Source organism: Halorientalis litorea (assembly GCF_023028225.1).
Taxonomy (GTDB): domain Archaea; phylum Halobacteriota; class Halobacteria; order Halobacteriales; family Haloarculaceae; genus Halorientalis; species Halorientalis litorea.
Map to the genome: position 1 here is coordinate 1,073,049 of NZ_CP095482.1, position 23,562 is coordinate 1,096,610.

The following is a 23,562-nucleotide window of genomic DNA, read 5'->3' on the forward strand; positions in this document are numbered from 1 at the left end:
TGTGCAACAGCCCCGAATAAGCCTTCTTATCTCGGTTCCACTGGCGGCCCCGGACCGCCTGCGGCCACCGCCCTCCGCCACCGTGGGCACCGGGTCAGGGGAGGTAGCGGACGCTGACGACGCCGTCGGCGGCGCGGACCTCGACACGTTCGACGCCGAGGCGGGCGGCCCGCGCGACGGTCTCCTCGTCCCCGACCACGTCCGCGGCCGCGTTCTCCGTCTCCTCGGGTGGGACGGTGAGGATGTGGACCTCGCCCTCGCCGGCGCGCTCCCGCGTCGAGAGGTCACCGACGGACTGCTCGGCGGCGACGTCGCGGGCCTGTTGTGTCGGTGGCTCGGGACTGCGCTCGACCGGGACCGTGTACTGTTCACGGAGGTCGGTCACGCGCCACGCCACCTCCATCGGCGGGTCCGGTTCGAGTGCCGCGACGACGATTTCGCCGGTTTCGACGCCGGGGTTGTCGGCGAGCGTGTGTATCTGGCTGTCGCGTACGTCCTGCAGGACCGCCGACGCGTCGTCGGCGTTCGTGACGAGAAAGGTCCCCTCTTTCATCAGCCACCGGTTCGGGCCGGCGACCCTTCGGCGTTGTGACTCACCGGAGATACCGGTCCACGAGGACGATGGCGACCCCCGTGACCGCGGGCGGGACCAACCCCGAAACCGGCGGGAGGGCGTACAGGACGGCGACGGCCGGCGCGAACAGTCCCTGTGGCGGGTCACGGCAGGTCGTCCCGTCGCCGAAGTCGAAACACTCCGGGATGGACGCCACGAGGCCGACGTACAGCGCGAGGATGAACGCGTACCCGGCGAGTGCCATGGCGGTGTCGTAGTGCTCACTGATAGGCGTCCGGCGGCGGTGCCGGCGGGCGACGTACAGCACGGGCGCGATGAGCGGCGCGAGGACGAACATCCCGACTGCGATGAAGAAGGCACGGGAGAAGGTGAACACGCCACCCGCCGTGCCAGTCGTGTTGGCGACGAGGACGAGCAACGCGATGACGAACATCACCGTGACGATGGCGGCCAGCAGTCCGCCGATGGCCACGTACGACCGGAACAGGCGGGAGTCGCTCGTTCGGAACGCGTAGGGGAACGCACCGAACAACCCCTTGTAGGTCGACTTCGCCTCGTCCTCGCCGGCCGCGTCGGCTCCCCCGTCCGTCATTGCACGTCCGTAGGGGGGCATCGCCGAAAAGCGGCGCGGTTCACCGGCCGGTGTCACGTGGAGCGAACGGGGAAGTGTTTTGCCGACCCGCCGGACAGGGTTGGTATGAACGTCGACATCGGGAACGCACTGGCGAGCGAGGCCGACCCCGGAATCTCCCGGGGCGAGTTGGACAGCCTCGACGCCCGCGTCGCGGACGCTCACGAACGTATCGCGCAGGGCCGGGCCGACGGCGAGTTCGGGTACGCCGCCCTGAATCTGCCCGAGCGGACGGACGCCGCCGAAATCGAACGGGCCGTCGACCCGCTGACCGACGCGGAGGCGGTGCTGGTCGTCGGCATCGGCGGGAGCGCGCTCGGCGCGGCGACCGTCTCGCAGGCACTGGGCGGTCTCGACGCCGGCGGCGACGGCACCGACGCACCGCCGCTGTTCGTCCTCGACAACGTGGACCCCCAGCGCGTCCGCGAGGTGCTGGCCGACCTGCCGCTGGCCGAGACGGCGGTCAACGTCGTCTCCCGGTCGGGGACGACGGCCGAGACGCTGGCGAACTTCCTCGTCGTCCGCGAGGCGATGGCCGAGGCGGGCGTCGACTGGACCGAGCGAACCGTCGTGACGACCGGTCCCGACGGCCCGCTCCGGGAACTGGCCGAGACGCACGACTTGCCCGCACTCGACGTACCGACGGGCGTCCCCGGCCGGTTCGCCGCGCTCTCGGCCGTCGGCTTCGTCCCCGCGGCGATACAGGGCCACGACATCGAGGGACTGCTCACTGGCGGCAAGCGGGCGGCGGACTCGCTCGCGCCCTCGCTGTACGACTGTCCCGGGTACGCCTACGGCGCGGTGAGCCACGCGCTCGAAGCGCGCGGCGCGGGTGTGACGGCGATGATGCCCTACGCCGAACGGCTGGAAGCGTTCGCGGAGTGGTTCGCCCAGTTGTGGGCCGAGAGTCTCGGGAAAGAGGGGACGGGACAGACGCCGGCGCGGGCACTCGGTGCGACGGACCAGCACTCCCAGTTGCAGTTGTACCGCGCCGGTCCGCGGGACAAGATGGTGACGCTCGTGCGCCCGCGTGCCCGACCCGACTGCGAGATACCGACCACGGACATCGAGGGGCTGTCCTACCTCGGGGGAGCCTCGCTCGGGACGCTCTTGGACGCGGAGTTCGAGGCGACCGAGGCCAGTCTCGCGGCGGCGGGGCGACCTAACGTCCGGGTGGAACTGGACCGACTCGACGCCGAGAGCGTCGGCGAGTTGCTGTACGGGATGGAGGTCGCCTGCGTTCTCGCGGGCGAACTCGCGGACGTCGAGACGTTCACACAGCCGGCCGTCGAGTGGGGCAAGCGGGCCGCCCGCGGCCTGCTCGGGGGCGGCGACTTCGAGGAGGCCGACGCCGTCTCCGAGAAGACGACGCTCCGTGTGGAGTAGCGGAACAGACCACCCAACGAATCGCGACAGCCCCGGAAACACAGATCATAAACCGACCCGCCCCGTCGTTTCTACCGATGGATACAGCACACGCCACCGGTGACCGCGCACCCGCGACGGCCATCGCGCCGTCGCTGGGCGTGGTCCTCGCCGGTGTCGCCCTCGCCGCCTGTCTGTTCCCGTGGACGGGTGCGGAACCGTTCGTCGCCGTCGACGCCGTCGACGGCAGTGTCGTCGGTGCCGCCCTCGCTCTCCTCGCCGCCCTCGCATTCGTTGCCCGCCGTCACGTCGGCCTCGACCGGCGTGTCGGTGCTGGCGTCGCGGGCGTCGCCGCGCTCGGCGTCGTCGGCGTCGCCCTCGCCCGGTTGCTCCTCCCGGCGACCGGGAGCGGTACCGCACCCACCGTCGAACCCGCGCTCCCCGTCGCCGCACTCGCGGCACTGTTCACCGTCGGCCTCGCCGCCGCCGACTTCCGGGGAATGCCGGACGACGAACTAGTGTCGAAAGGGCGCGGCACGGCGTTCGCCGCGGGTATCGGCCTGCTCGGCTTCCTCGTCAGTAGCCTCATCGCAGTGGTACCGGGCCTGCTCGCCCGGTCGTTCGGGACGACGGTCTCTATCGCCGTCCTGACTGTCGGGTCGGGCGTCGGTCTCGCGGTGTTCGCCGCTGGCTACCTGAAGGTCCGTGACCTCGGCTGGGACTACGTTGACCTCGCGTGGCCCGACCTGCAGGCCGTCGCGTACAGCATCGGCGGGCTCGTCGTCCTCTTTCTCTCGGCCGGGATGGTCTCGTTCGCCTTCACGTCGCTCGGACTGCCGACGGCCGAGAGCAGCATTCAGGAACTCGCCGAACGGATAGAGAACCCCGAGTTCCTGCTGGTACTCGTCCCCCTCTCGTTTCTCGCCATCGGTCCCGGCGAGGAACTCGTCTACCGGAACGTGGTCCAGAAGTACCTCTACGAGCGGTTCTCGCGGTCGACGGCCGTCGTGGTGGCCAGCGTCGTCTTCGCCGCCGTCCACTTCCAGCAGTACGCGGACCCGAATCCCGTCGCCACCGTGTCGACGCTGTTTCTCGTGTTCGTCCTCTCGCTGGTGTTGGGGTACTCCTACTACAAGACCGAGAACCTCCTCGTCCCCATCTTCATCCACGGCGCGTTCAACGCCCTCCAGTTCGCGGCACTGTACGCGCAGTTAACCATGGACGTTCCGGCGGCCTGAGTTTAATGCCTTCGAAGGTACGTCAAAATCAGCGATGAGACGCCTGTCTGACGTGTATTTATTGATACCGGTGGAAAACGTCGGGTATGGCGACCCGGTACTCCGTCGTCTGTGACGACGACCTCGCCGAACAGGTCGAGTCGCTGGCCCGGGAGTACGACCTCACCGAGGGGGAGGTCATCCGCCAGTTGCTCGACGTCGGCATCGAACACATCGAGTGACCGGCAGGCGGAGGCTACGCCGGGTTCTTTCGCGAGAGGTCGCTCCCGCAGATGGGACAGCGGTCGTGGTTCTCGTCGAACTCGCGCCCACACCCGGCACACTGGAACAGCCAGTCGCGCTGTTCGGTGATGCCATCCTGTGCGATGACTTCGACGGTCACGTCGAGTTTCTCGGCGACGTTCTGCATCGCGTAGTCGTCCGTCACGAGCGGACTGTCGAGTTCGAAGGCGGCCGCGACCAGCCGAACGTCCGTTCTGGAGAGTTCCGCGAGGTCACCCGTCTCGCGGGCGGCCCGCTCGATGCGCTCGACGGTTTCGGCGTCGGGGACGTGGAGGTGCATCCCCGAGCCTTCGAGTGCGTCGAAGCGGTAGGCACTCTCGTCTTCGAGTTCCTCGCGCACCATCGGGATGGATGCGATTCGCTCTTCGGTGTGATACTCGTTGATAAACGCCGACGAATCGAGAACGTACATCGAAGAGACAGCGTTAGTGGTCGATAATCATGTGGTCTTTGACGGCCTGCACACGGGTGACGGGGACGAGAAGGCGGCCCCGGTCGTCGGTGGGGAACTCGCTGTTCCGCAGGTTCTCGTCGGGTTCGACGATGAGGTTCTCGAGGCGACCCGAGTTCGCATCCATCGTGATGTTGTACAGCATCCCGAGTTCGACGCCGTCGGACCCCATGACGGCCTTCCCCGAGAGATTCTCCGCGAGTATCTCTGCCATACACGCCGTAGTGTGCTCCACTCTCATAAACGCCACGGGGCGTGTGACGGAGGTCTGACGGCCGCACGCGGCGAGTTCACACGAACGACCCGGATGGGGGCTCTGTCGGGGCCGGCGGCCGCGGAAAGGCAGAATTATATGCGCCGCAGGGCTGTGTTCCGATAACCGATTCTCCGGTGGTATGCCATGTCTGACTCCCACGACGCCGACGCGACAGAGACGGGCCAACGCCTCCGAACGCCCATCGTCGCGGTGCTCGGCCACGTCGACCACGGAAAGACCACACTCCTCGACAAGATTCGCGGCTCCGCAGTGAGCGAGGGCGAGGCCGGAGCCATCACCCAGCACATCGGTTCGACGGCCGTCCCGCTCTCGACCATCTCCGACATCGCGGGCGAACTCGTCGACCCGACCGACTTCGACTTACCCGGCCTGCTGTTCATCGACACGCCCGGCCACCACTCGTTTTCGACGCTGCGCTCCCGCGGCGGCGCGCTCGCGGACATCGCCGTCCTCGTCGTGGACGTCAACGACGGGTTCCAGCCACAGACCGAGGAGGCCGTCGAGATTCTCAAGCGCACGCAGACGCCGTTCATCGTCGCCGCGAACAAAGTCGACACCGTCCCGGGGTGGAACCCCCGCGAGGGACAACCGGTCCAGCAGACGCTCGAAGAGCAGTCCGACCGCGTGCAGGGCGACGTGAACGACCGCCTGTACGGCATCATCGGCGAGTTGAGCGACATGGGGTTCTCCGCCGACATGTACTGGCGTGTCCAGAACTTCCAGAAGAACGTCGGCGTCGTCCCCGTCTCGGCGATGACCGGCGAGGGCGTCCCCGACCTGCTGACGGTACTGATGGGCCTCTCCCAGCGGTACATGAAAGACGAGATGGCCATCGACGTGGCCGGCCCCGGCGCGGGGACGGTACTGGAGGTGAAGGAGGCCCGCGGGTTCGGGACGACCATCGACGCCGTCCTCTACGACGGGACCATCCGGGCCGACGACACCATCGTCGTCGGCGGCGTCAACGAGACCATCGTGACCGACGTGCGCGCGCTCCTCCAACCGAAACCCCTCGCCGAAATCCGTACCGAACGGGAGTTCGAGAAGGTCGAGTCCGTCTCGGCCGCCGCCGGAGTGAAGATAGCCGCGCCCGACCTCGACGACGCGATGGCGGGCGCGCCGATTCGCGTCGTCCGTGACCGGGACGTGAACACCGTCGTCGCCGAGGTCCAAGAGGAACTCGCCGAAATCGAGGTCACCAGTTCCGAGGAGGGCGTGGTCGTCAAGGCCGACACCCTCGGCAGTCTCGAAGCCATCGCCAACACCCTCGAAGACGCCGAAATCCCCATCGTCCGCGCCGAGGTGGGCGACGTGGCCCCCCGCGACGTGAGCGTCGCCGGGACGGCCAACGAGCCGAAACACGAGACGATTCTCGCCTTCTCCGTCGACGTCCTCGACGACGCCGCGGACCTCGCCAAACAGGAGGACGTCCGCATCTTCGAACACGACGTCATCTATCAGCTCATCCAAGATTACGAGGAGTTCGTCGAGGAGATGGAGCGCGAACAGCAGGACAAGATACTCGAAAACATCACCCGCCCCGCGCGGTTCCGCATCCTCGACGGCCACACCTTCCGCCAGTCTAACCCCGCCGTCGTCGGCGTCGAGGTGCTGTCGGGGACGCTCAAGCGCAACTCGAACGTCGCGAAGTTCGAGGGCAACGAACCGACCCGCGTAGGTGCCCTCAAGACGATACAGGACGAGGGCGACGACGTCGACGAGGCCCGGTCGGGTGACCGCGTCGCCGTCTCCATCGACGGCCCCACCGTCGGCCGCCAAATCGAGGAGGGCGACGAACTCTGGACGGAACTCCCGGAGAAACACGCCAAGATTCTCGAACAGGAACTCAACGAGGACATCCCCGCCGACGAGCGCGAAGCCCTCCACCAGTACCTCGAAAAACAACGCCAGCGGGACCCCTTCTGGGGGAAGTAACGACCCGAACGGCACCCGCACCGCGGTATCCTTGCCCGAGTAATAATATTTAATTAGACGGGCGTGGCTAGTGTGCGGTACGCATGACGGCACTGCTCGGGTCGCTCTCGACCCCCGACCTCGTGCTGTCGTTCATCCCGGGACCGCTACTGCTGGCACTGGTCGTCGGACTGTTGTTCGGGGTGCCGGTGACGGCCGCGCTCGCGGCGGGGAGTCTCCCGTCGGCCGCGGTCATCGGGTACGCGCTCTTCTACGCGCCCCCGGTCGAGAAGTAGTTACTGGGCCGTCGGGGACGTGTCGCCGGCCATCGCCTGTTTGACTTGGAGGGCGGCACTCGCGGCGAGACCGTGCGCGAGGTCCGTCCGCTCGTCGTCGCCGATGCGGAGGTCCGCGTCGTCCTCGGGCGTGTACCCGGCACTGACCACGGACCCGATGGGTGGTTGGACGGCGACGGTCGCACGTGGGCCGTTCGCGCCCCGCGCCAGTTCGAGACCGACCGCGAACTCGTCGGGAAGCAACTCACGGGTCTCGGCGGCGACGCTCGCGAGGTCACGCCGGAGGTGACGACGCTGTTCGGTCGTCAACACCGGTTCACCGTCGCCACCGTCTGCACCCGCGAACGGGGTGTTTCCGTACATCTCTCTATTCGTAGGCGTGTCGGACTTAAAAAGGTCAGGCTACCGGCCGATGTGACGCCCCCGGCCGTACGCCGCGACGACGACGGCCGTAGCGTACGCGTCCGGGTCGGCCTCGCTCTCGACGACCACGCTCTCCTCGTCGGTGAACGTCCAGTCTCTGAGGTCCCGCCCGGCGGCCAGTCCCTGCTCGACGCGTTCGCGGACAGTCGCCTCGTCCGGGCCGTCCGCCTCGTAGAAGATGCCCCGGCCGGAGGCACTCCGTGCCCACCCAATGCCCGCCGCGCCGGACTCGCCGGGCAGTGTCGTGGCCCGCCCCTGCACCACGGTCAGCGCGTCGCCCACGTCACCCAACTCGGGTGCCGTCCCCGCCACGTCGAGGTCGGCGTCCGCCGGAATCACGGAGGAGACGGTGACCAAATTGAAGTTGTGGACGTTTGCCTCGGCGAGTGCCGCGTCGTAGGAGGCCGTGGGCGTCGGCCCCGTAGCGGTCCCCCAGACGACGCGGATGGTAGTCATAGTAGAAAGGAGACGATGGCTCCCTTAATCCGTTTCGAAGGGGCAGTAGCGGTGCGGGAGCGGTTGCGGCGCGGAAGCGGTCACGGTGCCGGAGCGGTGCGGTCGAAGGCCAGCGTCCGCCGAGCGCGGTGCGCGAGGCGGTTCCCTCGGCGCGGCCGGTGGCCGCGCCGAGACGTTTTTAACGCACATTTTTGCAAGGAGCGGTTCGCGCGGAGCGCGAACCCGACGCAGTAAAAATGTGCTAGGCGAGGAACACGTGCCGCGGGCGGTCCGCCAGCACGTCTTGGCCCCACGACACCGTGTCGGCGAAGTCGTCCGAACGGAAGAAGGCCATCGCGTCCTCGCGGGCGCGCCACTGGCTGGCGATGAACATGTCGTTCTCGTCCTCGCGGTTGACCAGCAGGGCGGTGTCGTGGTGGCCGTCCATATCGACCAGCATCTCGCCGACGGCCCCGAACCGCTCGACGAAGTCCTCGCGGTGTTCTGGCTTGACTGTGTAGAACATGCCCATCGTGCCGAACCCGGACCCATCGCCGGCGCGGCCGACGATGCCGGGGAGGTCCGAGAGGAAGTCGCTGGCGGTGTCGGCGGCGTCTTGGGTCTCCCAGATGCTGACGACGGCCGTGCGGTCGGTGGCGTCGCCCTCCGTCGTGGCGCGGGCGGCACCGTCCTCGTACACCGCCGTCTTGACGTGGGTGTCGTAGTGGTCGAAGTTCTCCCGGAGGTCGGTCACTTCGGCGTACACCTGCTCGGGGTCGGCCTCCGAGTAGAGGACGAGCGCGTACACGTCCTCGCCGTGGGGTTGCCCGGCGTAGATGTCGAGATCTTCGAGTTCGCCGCGGATGGCGTCGCCGTCGTCGGTGTCGGCTTCGGTCGTGCCGTCACCCTCTCCCAGCTGCCCGCGGTAGCCCTCGACGACGCCGGAGAGGTCGTTGAGGAACCCGGCGGCCGTGTCGGCCGCGCTCTCGGTCTCCCAGACGCTGGCGATGGCCGCCCGCCCCTCGTTCGCCCGGACCGTCGTCAGGACGTGGGTGTCGTAGTGCTCGAAGTTCCCGCGCAGGCCGTCCACCTCGTCGGCGAGGGCGGCGGCGTCGGCCTCCGAGTAGAAGACCAAGCCGTAGGTCCCCTCCGCGTAGTCCTGCCCGGGGAACAAGCCGAGGTTGGCGAGTTTGCTCTGGATGTCCGTGTCGTCGGCCGGGTCCACGTCACCGTCGCCGCCGGCCGGCGGCCCGCCGGCCGCGTCGTCGGCGTGGCCCGCGTCCTCACCCTCGGCAGCGTGGTGGCCGTCGGCGTCGCCGGAGTGGTGTCCCTCGGTTCCGTCGTGGGTATCCGCGTGGCCGTGGTGGGCGTCCCCGGCGTGTGCGTCGGCCGTCTCGTGGGACTGCTCGGCGTCGTCCGTCGGGACGTGTTCGCCGGCCAACAGCGCGTCGAGGTCCGCGGGCGGGAACCGACGGCCGAAGTAGAAGGGGCCGAACTCGGCGAACTTCGAACTCGACGGGTCGAAGCGCATCTCGTACAGCAGGTCCTTGATGTCGGTGGGGTCGTCGGCCCAGAGCGTGATGCCCCACTCCCAGTCGTCGAGGCCGACGCTCCCGGCTATCATCTGGTTCACTTTGCCGCCGTAGCCCCGTCCGATGTCGCCGTGGCGGGCCATGTGTTCGGCTCGCTCTTCGAACGGCAGGTCGTACCAGTTCTGTTCGGGGGTCCGACGCTTGCTCATCGGGTAGAAACAGACGTGTTCGGCGTCGGGCACGTCCGGGTGGAGCCGGTCCTGGATGTACTGCGCCAGTCCGGAGTCGTCGGCTACCTCGCCGTCGAAGTACTCGCGGGCGCGCTCCGTGTACCCGGAGGCCTCGGTCACCGAGAGGTACGAGGATGTCTGCTCGGTGAACGCCGCGAAGGCCGTCCCCTCGAACTGCCGTTCGGCGGTTTCGAGGTGTGCGACCGACTCCCGGAGGTGGAGCACCATGATGTCGGCCTCGTGACCGACGATGGTGTAGACGGCCGTCGCGCCCCCGCCGAACTCGCCGGGGTCGTCGACGTCGTCGAGCGCGGCGTGTGACTCCAGATACGTCACGCCCTCCTCGATGGCGCGCTGACGGCGGCGTTCGGGGGCCGACCGCCACGCGTCCCAGTCCACAGTTCGGAAGTCGTGGAGGGCGTACCAGCCCTCCTCTGTCGGCGGCGGGTCACGCTTGTCCATACCTGACGTTAGTAACGCTCCGTAAGGAGGTTTCCGTTCTCGTCCGAGTGAGGGTGCCCGCCTCAGCTAGTCAGCAGCCCCGGCCCGAACACCATCAGGAACAGGCCGGCGAGCATCACGAGCGTTATCGAGACGGTGATGGCCGTCGTCACCCGACGGCCGCCCTCGACGGGGAGGCGCGAGACGGCGGCTTCGGTGCTGGTCCGAAGGATGTGCCCCCCGTCGAGTGGGAACGCGGGGATACAGTTGAACAGGCCGAGTTGGAGGTTTATCCACCCGGTCCAGAAGGCGACGTTCGCCAGCATGAGGACGCCGCCGCCGAGGAACCCGAGCGGCCCCGTCGTCGTGTAGAAGTCGGCCACGCTCGGCACGAAGCCCGCGAAGTTGTAGGCGAACTGCGGTTCGAGGACGCTCAGGAACGGCATCAACAGCACGGCGAACACCTGCTGGACGATGGAGTCGGGGCTGAGACCGCCGAGGGACCCGTCACCGCCACCGAGCAGTGCGAGGAACGACTCGGCAGGGTACACGTCGATGCCGAAGTCGTCCACGGTGACGCCGCTGAGTCCCTGCTGGAGGAAGATGCCCAGGTACGCGCCGCCGCTCCCGTCGGGGTTCTCCCCGAGTTCCACCTCGTACACCTCGCGGCGGAAGTCGTCGCCGACGTAGGCCTCGACGCGCACGGTGTCGCCGGGGGCGTAGTCCGAGAGGACCGTGCGAAGCGAGTCGGTGTCGGTCACGCGCTCACCGCCGACGCGGGTCAGGACGAGCGGCCCCTCGGTCGGCGCGCCAGCACTGTCGAGTGGCCCGTCCTCGATGAGTTGTGAGGCGTACGCGCCGACCGGGAACGTCGCGTTGCCGTCCGTCGTCGCGAGGGTGACGACGGTGCGGTCCTCGAGCGCGGCCGCCAAGTCCTGCTGGGTGTAGACGCGAGTGTCGTTGACCGCCAGTATCGTCGGCGGTGCCTCGCCGCTCAGGTCAACGCCCTCCTCGGGCGTGCGGCCGTCGAGAACGCCCGGGATAGCCCGCGTTATCATCAGCGACCGGTTGACCCGTATCGGGGGTGCGTCCTGTCGCTGGACTTCGACGGTGCGGGCCCCGTTCTCCCTGAGTACGTCGTCGAGTTCGCTCTCGTTCGCCACCGGCGTGCCGTCGACGCCCGTGATGACCGTCCCGCGTTCGATGCCGGCGGCCGCCGCGGCGGACCCCTGTGCAACGTCGCCGACGGGGACGCCGCTGACGACGGCTATCGAACCGATAATCGGCCCGAACAGCAGGAGGAAGGCGACGAGCGTGATAGCGAAGTTGTTGGTGACCCCGGCGGCGAACATCCGGGTCTGTGAACCGCGGTTGGCCCGCTCGCGACTCTCCTCGCTCGGTTCGACGAAGGCACCGACAGGGATTATCGTGAACAGCGCGAGCCCCATGGATTCGATGTCGATGTCTTCCACCCGGCAGAGCAAGCCGTGCCCGCCTTCGTGGACCACCAAGCCGAGCAGGAGGCCGAAGACGATTTCCGGGGCGGCGGACAGCGGGAGGAACTCGTTGACGCCGGGAATGACGAGGACGTTCTGGGGATTCTGGACGGCCGTCGCTTCGGGTTGGCTGACGGACTGGAGTGCCGCGAACAACACCATCAGGAACGAGCCGAACATCACGACCAGAGCGATGCCGACGCCGAAGTTCCCCCACGCGCGCCAGAACCGTTTTGGCGTGGCGAGCCAGTCGAGGAAGGCGCGGCCGCGCTTCGTGTGGACCGTGGTAATCGGTCCCTGCACCCGAATGAACTCGGGGAGAACGCCGCGCGTCCGTAGCACCATCACCACGAGGGTGTAGAGGACGATTCCGGCGAGCACCCAAGTCAGCGTGCTAACCATCGTGTTCACCGACGGGCCTGCCAAGCAAGAGGGTTTGGATACCGGGGACGAGGACAGTCGGACCGCACGACGGCGGTTACCCCTCGCGTCGAAGTCGTTCGAGGACGAACTGCTCGTCCAGTGCCGCGAGGAATGGCCCGAGCCGTGGCCCGTTGTCCGTGTCGAGGAACAACCGGTACCCGACGGCGAAGAAGTCGCTTACCTCGATATCGTGACGTTTCGCAGCCTCGTAAATCTCGCCCTGAATCTCCTCGCCGTCCTCGGTCTCTGCCACGAAGTCGGCGAGTTCGTCCAGCGCGGCCGCCGTGTCCGCGTCGACGGACACCGCCGGCAGTTCCTCGGCGAGTCGGTAGTTGTACTCGTTGTCGGTCGTCTCAGCCCACGTACGGGCCTTCTCGACGCGGGCCAGTGCCCGGTTGACGACTTCGGGCGGCGTCTCCTCGGGGATGTGTCCCTCGCGACGGGCCATCGTCTCCCGGAGCGCGTGGTCGTCGGTCATCCCGAGCACCGCCGCGAAGGTGTACGGAATCCGGACGGGTTGGCTGTCGGGTACGTCCCCCATCACCATCGGATAGGCGCGCTCGGCCAGTTCCACCTCTTGTTCGTCGCGCGGTTCGACGGCCCCGAAGTAGACCCGCTCCAGCCGGTCGAAGTCGTCGACCAACTGGTCGAGCGTCGCGGTACTGAAGTCGCGCTGTTTCCGCGGGTCCTTCACGAAGAAGTAGCGGAGGACTTCCGGTTCGAGCAGTTCGAGTACCTCCGCGACGGTGACGACGTTGCCCGAAGAGGACGACAGTGCCTCGCCATCGAGGGTGAACCACTCGTAGACCATCGGCACCGGCGGGTCGATGTCGAGCAGGTTGCGGGCGATGTCCTCCCCGCTGGGCCAGGACCCCTCGGCGTGGTCTTTCCCGAACGGCTCGAAGTCCACGCCGAGCAGGCCCCACTGGGCGGGCCACTCGAACCGCCACGGGAGTTTTCCCTCACGGAACGTCGCGGTCCCCTCGTGCCCACAGCCCTCGATGGTCCGGTTACCGGCCTCGACGTCCTCACAGACGTACTCGACCGTCTCTGCGTCGAGGTCGGCATCGAGCACGCGACCCGTGAGCCGTCCACACTCGGCACAGAGGGGCGTGAACGGGACGTAGTCCTCGCCCACACTCGCCTGATACTCCGCGAGGAGGTCACGCGCCTCGTCGGTATGTTCGAGGAGGTACGAGGTGATACCGTCGAAGGCACCAGCTTCGTAGTTCTCGGTGTTCGAGACGAACTCGATGGGTACGTCGAGCAGGTCCGCGCTCTCCCGGAGGAGGATCGTGAAGTGTTCGCCGTAGGAGCCACAGCACCCGAACGGGTCGGGGATGTCGGTGTAGGGCTTCCCGAGGTTCTGCCCGACGGCACCGGAGTCGACGGCGTCGTCGCCGAAGTCCACGACGTTCCAGTCGAGGTCCGCGAGCGTCCGGGGAATCTTGCGGAGGGGGTCACGGTCGTCGGTGGTGAACACCTGCCGGACCTCGTGACCGCGTTCTCTGAGTGCCTCCGCGACGAAGTAGTTGCGCAGTATCTCGTTGAAGTGGCCGATGTGGGGGACACCAGAGGGCGAGACGCCCCCCTTGATGACTATCGGGTCGTCGGAGCCCGCGGTGTCGTCGGCCGCAGTCGAGTCGCGGGCCGCCTCGACGGCGTCCGCGACGGCGTCGGCCCAGAAGGCCCGCTCGGTGGAACTCCCTACCTCGTAGGGGTCGTACAGGTCGGCGTCGGCTGTGTCGTCCTCAGTCATCGTCCCGCGGTCTGACCTCTGTGCCCTCGTGTTCGCCGGTCCGAACGGCCGCATCGACGTTCGCCGGGTCGGCCCCGTCGAGGACGACGGCGTGCAGTCCGGCCCGTTCGATGACCTTCGCCGCGAGCAGGTCCACGGGGGCGTTGCTCCCGGCGGCCATCTCGATTTCGGCGATGATGCTCACCAGTTCCTCGGGGTTGAGGTGGTCGTGTTTCGTCGCGCCGGGGTTCGTTTCGGGGTCGGCACTGAACACCCCGGGGACGCTCGTCGCGTAGACGAGGAGGTCGGCGTTGACGTACTCTGCGAGCGCGGCACTCACGGCGTCGGTGGTCTGTGCGGCGGCGACGCCGCCCATCACCGGCACGTCGCCGCGGTGGAAGGCGGCCCCGGCGTCCTCGTAGGTCTCCGGGGGCGTCGGTGCGGCCCGGTCGCCCAGCGCGGCGATGAGCAGGCGGGCGTTCAGGCGCGTCACGCCGATGCCCAACTGGTCGAGTTGCATCTCGTTGGCCCCGAGTTCGCGGGCCGCCCCGATGTAGTCGCGGGCGACGGTACCCCCGCCGACGACGACGCCGACGCGGTGGCCGGCGTCGACCAGTCCCTCGATGACATCGGCGTAGGCGCGAACCTGGTCGGGTTCGAGGTCCGGTGCGAGTACGCTCCCCCCGACGGAGACGACGACTTTCATTGCCTCGGGGTTGCCGCGATGCGGTCTTAAGAATTGTCACACGCGGACCGGAGCAAGGCTAATGCGGGTCGGGCCACTCCCTGCGGGCATGAGAGTACTCGGCGTCGTCGGCCCCTCCGACAGCGGGAAGACGACACTCGTCGAGCGGTTGGCGACGCGACTCGACGAGCGTGGACGGGTAGCCACAGTCAAACACCTCACGCACGCGCCCGAAGTCGACACCGAGGGGAAAGACACCGCACGCCACCGGAACGCCGGCGCGGCGGCCACCTACGGTCTCACCGACGAGGAGGGATGGTTCGCCACCGGCGAGGACCGAACCCTGGACGACACGCTCGACTCCCTCGCGCCGGCGTACGACTACGCCCTCGTCGAGGGGTTCAGCGAGGCCGCCATCCCGCAGGTCGTCCTCGGTGACCGGGACCACGCGGGGACGGCACTCGCGGCCGCACCGGCGGCGGACGCGGTGGACGTGGACGGCGTCCTCGACGCACTCGCCGCCACGGAACCGTACGAGACGCTCGAATCGCTGGTCCAGCGGGTCAAACGGTCGCCCGACGCCGAGCGGTCGGGGGCCATCGCAACTTTCACCGGGCGGGTGCGCGCACGGGACGCACCCGACGACGAACCGACGGAGTACCTCGAGTTCGAGAAGTACGAGGGGGTCGCCGCGGACCGGATGGCGTCCATCGTCGCCGACCTCGAAGCGCGCGAGGGCGTGTTCGAGGTGTTGCTCCACCACCGGACGGGCGTAGTCGAGTACGGCGAAGACATCGTGTTCGTGGTCGTGTTGGCGGGCCACCGCGGCGAGGCGTTCCGAACTGTCGAGGACGGGATCGACCGCCTGAAAGACGAGGTGCCGCTGTTCAAGCGGGAGGTCACGGTAGACGAAGAGTTCTGGGTCCACCAGCGCGAGTGAGCGCGCGCCGGGAACGTTGCGGTCACTTTTGCTCTTTCTTTGCAAACCGGGCGCGTGGCCCCACCCGGACTGAGAGAGTGAGGATAAGATGCCCGATAAATCCTCAGAAGCGTTTATAAAATGTCTAAGCTCCTCTCGACAGTTCGTAAAAGGTGTATTTTTCGCCGATTCACCCGTGGAATGGGTCGAAGTGACGCTAAACGCACCGAATCGACCCGAAGGTTCGCCCCTTTATATGAGACCACAGTGGGTAGGGCGAATCGAGGTGTCAGTCATGAGCGCAACCACGAAGCCCTCCGCCGACAGTAAGGAAGAACGGCTCAAGTCGTACCTGAAGCAAAAGGCCTCCGACGGCGAGGTGTACTTCAAGAGCAAGTTCATCGCCGACGAGGTCGGTCTCTCCCCCAAGGAAATCGGCGCGCTGATGGTCAAGTTGAAAGACTCGGCCACCGAACTCGAAGTCGAGAAGTGGTCGTACACGAGCGCGACGACGTGGCGCATCGAGCCGGCCTGACGCCAGTGACCGCCCGCCCCCGTCGAGACCGCTCATTCTAGCAGTTCCCACGGCCGTCAGTACCCGTCACAGTCACACCGCGTCGTCGCTCGATCGCGCCTCTACCAACTGTAGTCACGTCGCTGGCCCGCTCTCACCCGCCGTGCGTGTAGCCGCGGTCAGGCAACGGGTCGCCGTCGAGCGTGACGGTACTATCGGCAGTCATCTCGCCGATTCGCGTGACGGGCACGTCACACGCCGCCTGCACGTCGGCCACCGCGTCGTCTGGGACGGTGAACACGAGTTCGAAGTCCTCGCCGAAGAACGCACCGAGTTCCCGGACTTCGCGGCGGTCGTCCGCGACGGCACGGACGGCGTCGTCGATGGGGAGCGGCGAGTCGATGGCCACGCCGCAGTCGCTCGCCTCGGCGAGTTGGTGGAGCGACCGGGCGAGGCCGTCGCTGGAGTCGAGCATCGCCGTCGCGTGCGACGCGACGACCTGTCCGGCGGCCACGCGGGGCGTAAACTGGAACAGGTCGTTGGCCCGCGCCGTCTCGCCGCGCTCGAACAGTCGCAGGGCCGCGCCGCTCCGCCCGAGCGTCCCGGTGACACAGACTGCGTCGCCGGGGGTCGCGCCGGTGCGGCGGACCGGCGCGTCGGTCGCACCGAGTGCCGTCGTGGCGACGGTGAACTCCTCGTGTTGGTCCAGGTCACCGCCGACGTACTCGGCACCGACGGCCGCACAGACATCTCGGGCACCGTCGAGGAACGCACGGACAGCCGTCTCCTCGAACTCGGGCGCGGCGTAGACGGCGACGGCCGCCGTCGCCGCCGCCCCCATCGCGGCCACGTCGGAGAGTGACGCGCCGACGGCCCGCCACCCGGCGGTGTAGCGGGTGGTCCCCGTCGGGAAGTCGGTCGTCTCGTGGAGCATGTCGGTCGTGAGGACCTGTCCGTCCAGTACGGCCGCGTCGTCGCCCGCCGCGGGCAGCGCGTCGGCCACAAGTGTCAGCACCGCCCGTTCGTCCATGTGCCATCTTCGGAACCTGGTCACTAAAGAGTCCTCGGAGGGGCGACACTCACGCCACAGTCGGTGGCTTCAAGCGCGGGCGGACGCGACACCCGGGCGATGAATGGCGACCGGAGCGCGACGGTGCTTGGCTTCGCCGCCGCCGTCGTCGTGCTGGTGATTCTCTTCTGGTTCGTGGGGGTGGGGGAAGTGCTCGACGTACTCGCGGGCGCGGACCTGCGAATCGTGGCCCTGCTCGTCCCCGTCGCCTTCGTCTGGCTCTCGTCGTGGGGACTCGCGCTGTACACCGTCCTGCGCGTCCTCGGGACGCCGGTGTCGGCACCGATGGCCGTCCTCGTGTTCTCGGCGGCGGTGTTCTCGAACAACGTGACGCCGTTCGGGCAGGCGGGAGGTGAACCGCTCTCGGCACTCCTCATCTCGGAGGCGGCCGACAGCGAGTACGAGACGGGGCTCGCGGCAATCGCGTCGGTCGACGCGCTCCACTTCCTCCCGTCGGTGGGCCTCGCGGCGGTGGGCCTCACGACGGTGCTTCTGGGGACTGTCTCGCTCGGGCGGAACCTCCGCATCGCCGCCGTCGCCGTCGGCGTGCTAGTGCTCGCGATTCCCGTAGCCGCGTATCTGGGCTGGCGGTACCGCTTCGAGATGGAGGCGGTCGTTGCGCGCTTGTTCACGCCGGTCGTCCGGACGCTCAGTCGCCTCGTGCCGGGGCGGTCCGAGCCGAGTCCGGGCGTCGTCGCGGACCGCATCGAGGGGTTCTTCGCCGCCATCGACCGCGTCGCGGCGAGTCGGCGAACGGTCGTCGCGGCCGTCGGGTGTTCGCTGAGCGGGTGGCTCGCGCTGTCGGTCTCGCTGTGGCTCTCGACGCTCGCGCTCGGCTACGCCGTCCCGTTCGCCGCGGTGTTGCTCGTCATCCCCGTCGGGTCGATTGCGGGCATCACGCCACTGCCCGGCGGACTCGGCGGCATCGAGGCGGCGTTCGTCGTCCTGCTGGTTTCGACGACCGGGATGCCGGCGGCGACGGCCAGTGCCGCCGTCGTCCTCCACCGGAGCGCGACGTACTGGCTCCCCACGTTCGTCGGCGGCGGGACGGCCGCGGCCCTCGGCGCGCGGCGCGGTCAACAACGACTCGGCGGGGAGTGACACCGCGGGACAGGGGGCGAGTGGCTAACGACGCGCTTTTATGATGCGGGGCGGAACGGTAGGGCAATGACGACACTCTACGACGCGCCCGCCGAAGACCTCATCGAGGCGGTCGCCGAGGAACTCGCCGAGGAGGACAGCATCGAGGCACCCGACTGGGCACAGTTCACCAAGGCTGGCGTCGGCCGCGAACTACCCCCCGAGCAGGAGGACTTCTGGCAGCGACGCGCCGCCAGCCTCCTCCGGACGGTCGCTATCAACGGCCCCGTCGGCGTCTCCCGTCTCGAAACCCGCTACGGCGACGCAAAACAGGGCACGACCCGCTACCGCGTCCGCCCGCCACAGACGACCAGTGGGTCCGGAAACATCATCCGGACCATCCTCCAGCAACTCGAAGACGCCGGCTACATCGAAATCGCACAGGGCGAAGGCCGGAACGTCACCGGCGAGGGCCGCGCGCTCCTCGACAACACCGCGAGCGACGTACTCGCCGACCTCGACCGTCCCGAACTCGAACGGTACGCCTAATCGGTCGTTTCTCCTCGTTTCGCCACGCCCCCAGCAGCCGCTCGTCCGTCCGTGCGCCAGCCACGTATCATCACCAGTACACATTTTTAGCCAACATTCTTGTCTGAGAAAACAACCGCTACACGCGCTGTATCGGCCACGAATATCGAAGAAAGGTATTTTTGTGTCAGTCCCATACACGCATTAGTCCCGGTACGGTGACAGTCGAGTGTTCACGACAATACACTACGTCGTCGCGTTCGGCGGTGCGGCACTCGCGTGCTTCGCGAGTCTCCCCCGAGCGCGGCGCGTCGAGGATACGGAGACGCGGTACGGTCTGGTTGCACTACTCGCCGGAAGCGGTGCGTGGGCGGCGGCCAACGTCGGTCTGCTCGTCGGGCCGTTCGAGGCGTTCCGGAGCGCGAGTTACGTCGTCGGCCTCATCGTCGGCCTGTCCACGGTCGGTGCGTGGCTGTACTTCTGTTCGGCGTACACGGGCCGGGAACTCCACCGTGACCCCCGCATTCGGTGGCTCGCGGTCGGTGTCTACGCGCTCGTCACGGTGGTGAAGTTGACCAATCCGATACACGGCCAGTACTACGCGACACAGATGGTCGCGGACCCGTTCGTCCACCTCGCGGTCCGCCACCAGCCGCTCCACTGGGTCGTGACGGGACTATCCTACTCCCTGTCCGCCGTCGGCTTCTTCATGCTGTTCGAGGAGTTCACCGAGGCGGGGTACGACACGCGCTATCTCGCCGGCATCATCAGTCTGACTGGCCTCCCCGTCGCGTTCGACCTCGTCGCCGCGGCGAGCGACATACTGGTCGAAATCAACTACGAGCCAATCGGCGTGGCCGCCTTCGCCGTCGGCGTCCTGTTCGTCTTCGAGGAGCGGTTCCTCGCGGTACAGGTGACGAGCGGCGTCGACGAGGCCGTCGTCTTCCTCGACGAGGACGGGGTGATACGCGAGTTCAACGAGCAGGCACTGTCGGTGGTTCCCGAACTGGCGGGGTCACTCGGTGAGCCAGCGGAGTCCGTGGACCGCCTCGCGGGGTGTCTGGACGAGGACCGCCCGGTGCTCGAAACGCGCGAAGACGGGGAGACGCGGTACTACCTCGCCGGGACGACGTCGTTCAGCGTCGAGCAGAACGACCTCGGGGGTATCGTGATGTTCACCGATATAACCGAAACGGAACGTCAGCGACGCGAACTCGCCCGGCACAACCAGCAACTCGAGGACTTCGCGGCCGGTATCCGGCACGAACTCAACAACTCGTTGCAGGTCGTCAGCGGTCGCGTCGAGGTGGCGGGGGCCGCACTGGACCGGGGCGATGTCGAGACGGCGCGGGACTCGCTCGGCACCGCCTCCGAGACGGCGGACCAGATGCGGGACATCGTCGACGACCTCTCGGTCGTCGCCCGCTACGGGAAGACGGCCGAGGAGTACGGGTTCGTGGACATCCGACGGGCCGTCGAGAGTGCGTGGAACCAGCACGACAGCACCGAGACGACGCTCACTATCGACGGCGACGGGGAAGTCGCGGCCGACGGCGCGCGTCTCGAAGAACTGTTCGGGAGTGCCTTCGAGTTCGCGGCCGTCACGGGGACGGAATCGGTCGTCGTGACGGTTCGGGACGATGGGTTCAGCATCACGTACTACGGCGGCCCGGCCGTGGCGGAGACCGACGAGGTGTTCGACTACGGGGACGCAGTCCCGCACGCGGAGGCGGGGATGGCACTCCCGAAGGTGAGAACGCTCGCGCAAGTCCACGGCTGGACCTGCACCGTCGCGGACAGCAGTGCGTTCGCGCTCGTCGTCGACGACGCCCGGGTCCGACAGTCGGGAACGAACGCGAGGCCGAGTGTCGAAGCCGAGTGAGGTGGTCCGTTACAATTTTCCACTCGAAGCGACAACTACCGGGTAGTCATGAGTGGCGAACCCGACGACGAGGAACTCGAACGGCTTCGACAGAAGAAGATGGAGCAACTGCGCGAGCAACAGCAAGGCGGCGGTGGCGGCGGTGAGGGGGGCCGTGAGGCCCAGCGCGAGCAGGCAGAGGCCCAGAAGAAGGCCCTGCTCCGCCAGCACCTCACCGACGGTGCGCGCAAGCGGCTGAACACGGTCAAGATGTCGAAACCACAGTTCGGCGAGAAGGTCGAACAGCAGGTGGTCGCGCTGGCACAGAGCGGGCGCATCCAGGGGAAGATAGACGAGGAGAAGATGAAACAACTCCTCTCGGAGTTGAAGCCCGACTCGAAGAGTTTCGACATCGAGCGGCGGTAGATGGACGCCGCCCTCCTCTACAGCGGCGGGAAAGACTCGACGCTCGCCGCGCTTCTGCTCGACTCGTTTTACGACGTGACACTCGTGACGACGACGTTCGGCATCACCGACGCGGTCGCACACGCGCGTGCGGCCGGCGAAGCCGTCGGCTTTCCGGTCGAGACCGTCGAACTGGAAGCGGACGTGGCCCGCGAAGCCGTCGCGCAGATGGTCGAGGACGGGTTCCCACGCAACGGCATCCAGCAAGTCCACGACCACGCGCTCGAAGTCGTCGCCGCCCGGGAGTTCGACGCCGTCGCGGACGGCACCCGGCGTGACGACCGGGTGCCGACCGTCTCGCGGGCACAAGCACAGAGCCTCGAAGACCGCCACGGCGTCGACTACCTCGCGCCGCTGTCGGGGTTCGGCCGGAGTGCCGTCGACGCACTCGTGGACGCGAACCTAGAGGTCGAAGTCGGCCCGAGCGAGGACTTGCCGAAGGGCGACTACGAGGCGGAACTCCGGGCACTCATCCGCGAGGAGTACGAGGACACGACGGTCGCCGAGGTGTTCCCCGCCCACGACCAGACCCGTGTGGTGGGGTTGCGCGAGGAGTGAGCGGTCAGTTCAGCGTCTCCACTTCTTCCGCGAGGTCGTCGGGTCCGTCGACCGGCCCGTTCACGAACAGGCCGTGGACGAGGACGACGATTGCGAGGACGCTGAACGCCGATACGGAGAGGGTGAGTGCGACCCGTGTCATCAGTCCGACGCCGACCCCAGCCCCGATACTGAGCGCGATGGCGACCAGCACGAGGTCGTAGTACTTCCACGTATATCCCATACGACGACTACAACGCCAGTGCGCAAAAACCTGTGCTCGCGGGTCGGGAGGGACAGTTTCAAGCGCGGTTGCGCCGAACCTCGGGGCATGTACGACCACCTCAAGGGCTTCCGTGATTTCTACCCCGACGAAATGGGGCCGCGTCGTGCGGTCATCGACCGCATCGAGGAGACAGCCCGCCAGTACGGGTTCCGGGAAATCGGCACCCCGGCACTGGAGCGGACCGAACTGTACACCGACAAGAGCGGCGAGGAAATCGTCGAGGAACTGTACGCCTTCACCGACAAGGGCGACCGGGAGGTGGCACTGACGCCGGAGTTGACACCGACCGTCGCCCGGATGGTCGTCGCCAAACAGCAGGAACTGACCAAACCCATCAAGTGGGTCTCGACCCGACCGTTCTGGCGGTACGAGCAGGTCCAGCAAGGCCGGTTCCGGGAGTTCTACCAGACGAACGTCGACATCTTCGGGTCGGCCGACCCGTCCGCCGACGCCGAAATCCTCGCGTTCGCCGCCGACGCACTGACCGCGCTCGGACTGACCGGCGATGACTTCGAGTTCCGCGTCTCCCACCGAGACATCCTCGGTGGCCTGCTCGATGCCTTCGACGCCGACGTGGACACGCGCGAAGCCATCCGCGCCGTCGACAAGTCCGCGAAGATAGACCAGCAGGAGTACCACGACTTGCTCGTCGACGCGGGGTTGACGGCCGACCAAGCCGTCGAGTTCGACGAGTTGCTCGCCGTCGGCGAGGAGGAGCTGGACGAACTGGTCGCGTTCGCCGGAACCGACCGGGTCGAGGACGCCGTGACGAACCTGCAGGCGGTCCTCGACGCGGCGGCCGACTTCGGCGCGCGCGAGTTCTGTACGCTCTCGCTGGAGACGGCGCGGGGACTGGACTACTACACCGGCGTCGTCTTCGAGTGTTTCGACTCCACGGGCGACATCTCGCGGTCGGTGTTCGGCGGCGGGCGGTACGACGACCTCATCGAGAGTTTCGGCGGGCAACCGACCCCCGCCGTCGGCGTCGCACCCGGTCTCGCACCCCTCTCCCTGCTCTGTCAGCGCGCCGGGGTCTGGCCCGACGACGCCGGCACGACGGACTACTACGTCCTGCGTGTCGGCGACACTCGTGAGGTGGCCGCCCGCATCACCCGCGAGTTGCGCGACCGGGGCCACGTCGTCGAGACGGACATCGCCGGGCGGAGTTTCGGCGCGCAGTTGGACTACGCCGACTCCGTGGGGGCCGAGACGGTGGTCATCGTCGGCGAACAGGACCTCGCCGACGACGCCGTGACGGTCAAGAACATGGCCTCGGGCGAGCAGACACAGGTGCCCCTCGCCGAGTTCCCGGGCACCCGCGACCGGCCGACCTACGACGACTTCGCGTGAGCAGGGTCGCCCGTCGTTCCCGGTCGACAGGGACTGGTCCGCTTACTCCCCGGGTGTCGAGACGAACACCGGCCGCGTCGAGTCGAGCAGGATGCCCTGCGTGACGCTCCCGAACAGAGCCTTTCCGACCGGCGAGCGTTTGCGTCCCTGGACGACGATAGCGTCGACGTCGAGGTCGTCCGCGACTGCGAGTATCTCCTCGCCCGGGTCGCCGTGTTCGCGCCGGAGCGACGTGGGGATACCGGCATCTTCTAGTCGGTCTCGGACGCCGATGACGGCGTCGGGGGTCGCCGAGTCCTCGTAAAGATCCTTGGAGGAGACGGACCCCCCCTCGTCTTTCACTTCGAACTCCTCGAAGACGTTCAGAATCGTGACTTCGACCTCCTCGGTGGCCGACGGGAGGTCGGTCACGAGTTCGACGAGGTCGTGGGGTGTCGACTCGTGGTCGCCGCTGACTGCGAGCAGTACGTGATACATACGTGTGTATCCCGCCACCCGCCCACTTAATTGTACCCGCGGAAC

The 23,562-nt window shown here is 67.6% G+C and carries 26 protein-coding genes; 13 read left to right on the top strand and 13 right to left on the bottom strand.

The window, feature by feature from the left end:
* Window positions 1-94 precede the first annotated feature (94 nt).
* The gene (locus MUG95_RS05790) at window positions 95-553 is read right to left on the bottom strand and encodes a DUF5812 family protein (RefSeq protein ID WP_247010125.1); all 459 of its coding nucleotides are present in this window, start codon (window positions 551-553) and stop codon (window positions 95-97) included.
* A gap of 40 nt (window positions 554-593) precedes the next feature.
* On the bottom strand, window positions 594-1,166 hold the full coding sequence (locus MUG95_RS05795) for a DUF8056 family protein (protein ID WP_247010126.1): 573 nt from the start codon (window positions 1,164-1,166) through the stop codon (window positions 594-596).
* A gap of 105 nt (window positions 1,167-1,271) precedes the next feature.
* Between MUG95_RS05795 and MUG95_RS05800 the strand changes: the two genes are divergently transcribed.
* From MUG95_RS05800 to MUG95_RS05810, 3 genes are all read left to right on the top strand, one after another.
* The gene (locus tag MUG95_RS05800) at window positions 1,272-2,591 is read left to right on the top strand and encodes a phosphoglucose isomerase-related protein (protein ID WP_247010127.1); all 1,320 of its coding nucleotides are present in this window, start codon (window positions 1,272-1,274) and stop codon (window positions 2,589-2,591) included.
* 77 nt (window positions 2,592-2,668) lie between these two features.
* The gene (locus MUG95_RS05805) at window positions 2,669-3,808 is read left to right on the top strand and encodes a CPBP family intramembrane glutamic endopeptidase (protein ID WP_247010128.1); all 1,140 of its coding nucleotides are present in this window, start codon (window positions 2,669-2,671) and stop codon (window positions 3,806-3,808) included.
* A gap of 86 nt (window positions 3,809-3,894) precedes the next feature.
* Window positions 3,895-4,029, top strand: a complete 135-nt coding sequence (locus MUG95_RS05810; RefSeq protein WP_247010129.1) for a ribbon-helix-helix protein, CopG family — start codon at window positions 3,895-3,897, stop codon at window positions 4,027-4,029.
* A gap of 14 nt (window positions 4,030-4,043) precedes the next feature.
* Here MUG95_RS05810 and MUG95_RS05815 read toward each other — a convergent pair whose 3' ends face one another.
* Window positions 4,044-4,502: an NOB1 family endonuclease gene (locus MUG95_RS05815; protein WP_247010130.1), complete on the bottom strand. Its 459-nt coding sequence runs from the start codon at window positions 4,500-4,502 to the stop codon at window positions 4,044-4,046.
* 13 nt (window positions 4,503-4,515) lie between these two features.
* Entirely contained in the window at window positions 4,516-4,755 is a 240-nt protein-coding gene (locus MUG95_RS05820) for a PRC-barrel domain-containing protein (RefSeq protein ID WP_247010131.1), read from the bottom strand.
* Window positions 4,756-4,941: 186 nt separating this feature from the next.
* Here MUG95_RS05820 and infB point away from each other — a divergent pair, with 186 nt between their 5' ends.
* A complete protein-coding gene (infB, locus tag MUG95_RS05825; protein WP_247010132.1) occupies window positions 4,942-6,753 on the top strand; it encodes a translation initiation factor IF-2 in 1,812 nt (603 codons plus the stop codon).
* Between the two features lie 83 nt (window positions 6,754-6,836).
* Window positions 6,837-7,028, top strand: a complete 192-nt coding sequence (locus MUG95_RS05830) for a DUF8015 family protein (protein WP_308219592.1) — start codon at window positions 6,837-6,839, stop codon at window positions 7,026-7,028.
* On the opposite strand, the gene MUG95_RS05835 is transcribed toward MUG95_RS05830, so the two are convergent.
* The 6 genes from MUG95_RS05835 to pyrH all read right to left on the bottom strand — a co-directional run bounded on the left by MUG95_RS05835 (window position 7,029) and on the right by pyrH (window position 14,452).
* Window positions 7,029-7,391 (bottom strand): DUF5811 family protein, encoded by a 363-nt coding sequence (locus tag MUG95_RS05835; RefSeq protein ID WP_247010133.1) that lies wholly within the window; start codon window positions 7,389-7,391, stop codon window positions 7,029-7,031.
* A 39-nt stretch (window positions 7,392-7,430) separates the two neighbouring features.
* Window positions 7,431-7,907, bottom strand: a complete 477-nt coding sequence (locus tag MUG95_RS05840; RefSeq protein ID WP_247010134.1) for a pyruvoyl-dependent arginine decarboxylase — start codon at window positions 7,905-7,907, stop codon at window positions 7,431-7,433.
* Window positions 7,908-8,148: 241 nt separating this feature from the next.
* Entirely contained in the window at window positions 8,149-10,110 is a 1,962-nt protein-coding gene (locus MUG95_RS05845; protein ID WP_247010135.1) for a heme-binding protein, read from the bottom strand.
* Window positions 10,111-10,172: 62 nt separating this feature from the next.
* A complete protein-coding gene (locus MUG95_RS05850; RefSeq protein WP_247010136.1) occupies window positions 10,173-11,987 on the bottom strand; it encodes a site-2 protease family protein in 1,815 nt (604 codons plus the stop codon).
* A gap of 76 nt (window positions 11,988-12,063) precedes the next feature.
* A complete protein-coding gene (gene lysS, locus MUG95_RS05855; RefSeq protein ID WP_247010137.1) occupies window positions 12,064-13,767 on the bottom strand; it encodes a lysine--tRNA ligase in 1,704 nt (567 codons plus the stop codon).
* On the bottom strand, window positions 13,760-14,452 hold the full coding sequence (gene pyrH, locus MUG95_RS05860; RefSeq protein WP_247010138.1) for a UMP kinase: 693 nt from the start codon (window positions 14,450-14,452) through the stop codon (window positions 13,760-13,762). The genes lysS and pyrH overlap by 8 nt, the downstream gene beginning before the upstream one ends.
* A gap of 88 nt (window positions 14,453-14,540) precedes the next feature.
* Between pyrH and MUG95_RS05865 the strand changes: the two genes are divergently transcribed.
* On the top strand, window positions 14,541-15,371 hold the full coding sequence (locus tag MUG95_RS05865) for a molybdopterin synthase (RefSeq protein ID WP_247010139.1): 831 nt from the start codon (window positions 14,541-14,543) through the stop codon (window positions 15,369-15,371).
* A gap of 274 nt (window positions 15,372-15,645) precedes the next feature.
* The gene (locus MUG95_RS05870) at window positions 15,646-15,885 is read left to right on the top strand and encodes a DUF7123 family protein (RefSeq protein WP_247010140.1); all 240 of its coding nucleotides are present in this window, start codon (window positions 15,646-15,648) and stop codon (window positions 15,883-15,885) included.
* Between the two features lie 133 nt (window positions 15,886-16,018).
* Here the strand turns inward: MUG95_RS05870 and thiL are convergent, their stop codons facing one another.
* Window positions 16,019-16,894, bottom strand: coding sequence for a thiamine-phosphate kinase (gene thiL, locus MUG95_RS05875; protein WP_247010141.1), 876 nt, complete (start codon window positions 16,892-16,894; stop codon window positions 16,019-16,021).
* Between the two features lie 99 nt (window positions 16,895-16,993).
* Between thiL and MUG95_RS05880 the strand changes: the two genes are divergently transcribed.
* The 5 genes from MUG95_RS05880 to MUG95_RS05900 all read left to right on the top strand — a co-directional run bounded on the left by MUG95_RS05880 (window position 16,994) and on the right by MUG95_RS05900 (window position 21,425).
* Entirely contained in the window at window positions 16,994-18,034 is a 1,041-nt protein-coding gene (locus MUG95_RS05880) for a lysylphosphatidylglycerol synthase transmembrane domain-containing protein (RefSeq protein ID WP_247010142.1), read from the top strand.
* 66 nt (window positions 18,035-18,100) lie between these two features.
* Complete coding sequence (locus tag MUG95_RS05885; protein ID WP_247010143.1) at window positions 18,101-18,562, top strand: 30S ribosomal protein S19e; 462 nt, start codon at window positions 18,101-18,103, stop codon at window positions 18,560-18,562.
* Between the two features lie 208 nt (window positions 18,563-18,770).
* Window positions 18,771-20,423, top strand: coding sequence for a histidine kinase N-terminal 7TM domain-containing protein (locus MUG95_RS05890; RefSeq protein ID WP_247010144.1), 1,653 nt, complete (start codon window positions 18,771-18,773; stop codon window positions 20,421-20,423).
* A 48-nt stretch (window positions 20,424-20,471) separates the two neighbouring features.
* Window positions 20,472-20,828 carry a DNA-binding protein gene (locus MUG95_RS05895; RefSeq protein ID WP_247010145.1) on the top strand — a complete coding sequence of 119 codons (357 nt, stop codon included), beginning with the start codon at window positions 20,472-20,474 and terminating at the stop codon, window positions 20,826-20,828.
* Entirely contained in the window at window positions 20,829-21,425 is a 597-nt protein-coding gene (locus MUG95_RS05900) for a DUF7411 family protein (RefSeq protein WP_247010146.1), read from the top strand.
* A 4-nt stretch (window positions 21,426-21,429) separates the two neighbouring features.
* Here the strand turns inward: MUG95_RS05900 and MUG95_RS05905 are convergent, their stop codons facing one another.
* Complete coding sequence (locus tag MUG95_RS05905; RefSeq protein WP_247010147.1) at window positions 21,430-21,648, bottom strand: DUF8015 family protein; 219 nt, start codon at window positions 21,646-21,648, stop codon at window positions 21,430-21,432.
* Between the two features lie 87 nt (window positions 21,649-21,735).
* On the opposite strand from MUG95_RS05905, the gene hisS reads away from it, so the two are divergent.
* The gene (hisS, locus tag MUG95_RS05910) at window positions 21,736-23,040 is read left to right on the top strand and encodes a histidine--tRNA ligase (RefSeq protein WP_247010148.1); all 1,305 of its coding nucleotides are present in this window, start codon (window positions 21,736-21,738) and stop codon (window positions 23,038-23,040) included.
* Window positions 23,041-23,082: 42 nt separating this feature from the next.
* On the opposite strand, the gene MUG95_RS05915 is transcribed toward hisS, so the two are convergent.
* Window positions 23,083-23,517: a universal stress protein gene (locus MUG95_RS05915; protein WP_247010149.1), complete on the bottom strand. Its 435-nt coding sequence runs from the start codon at window positions 23,515-23,517 to the stop codon at window positions 23,083-23,085.
* Between the last annotated feature and the right edge of the window lie 45 nt (window positions 23,518-23,562).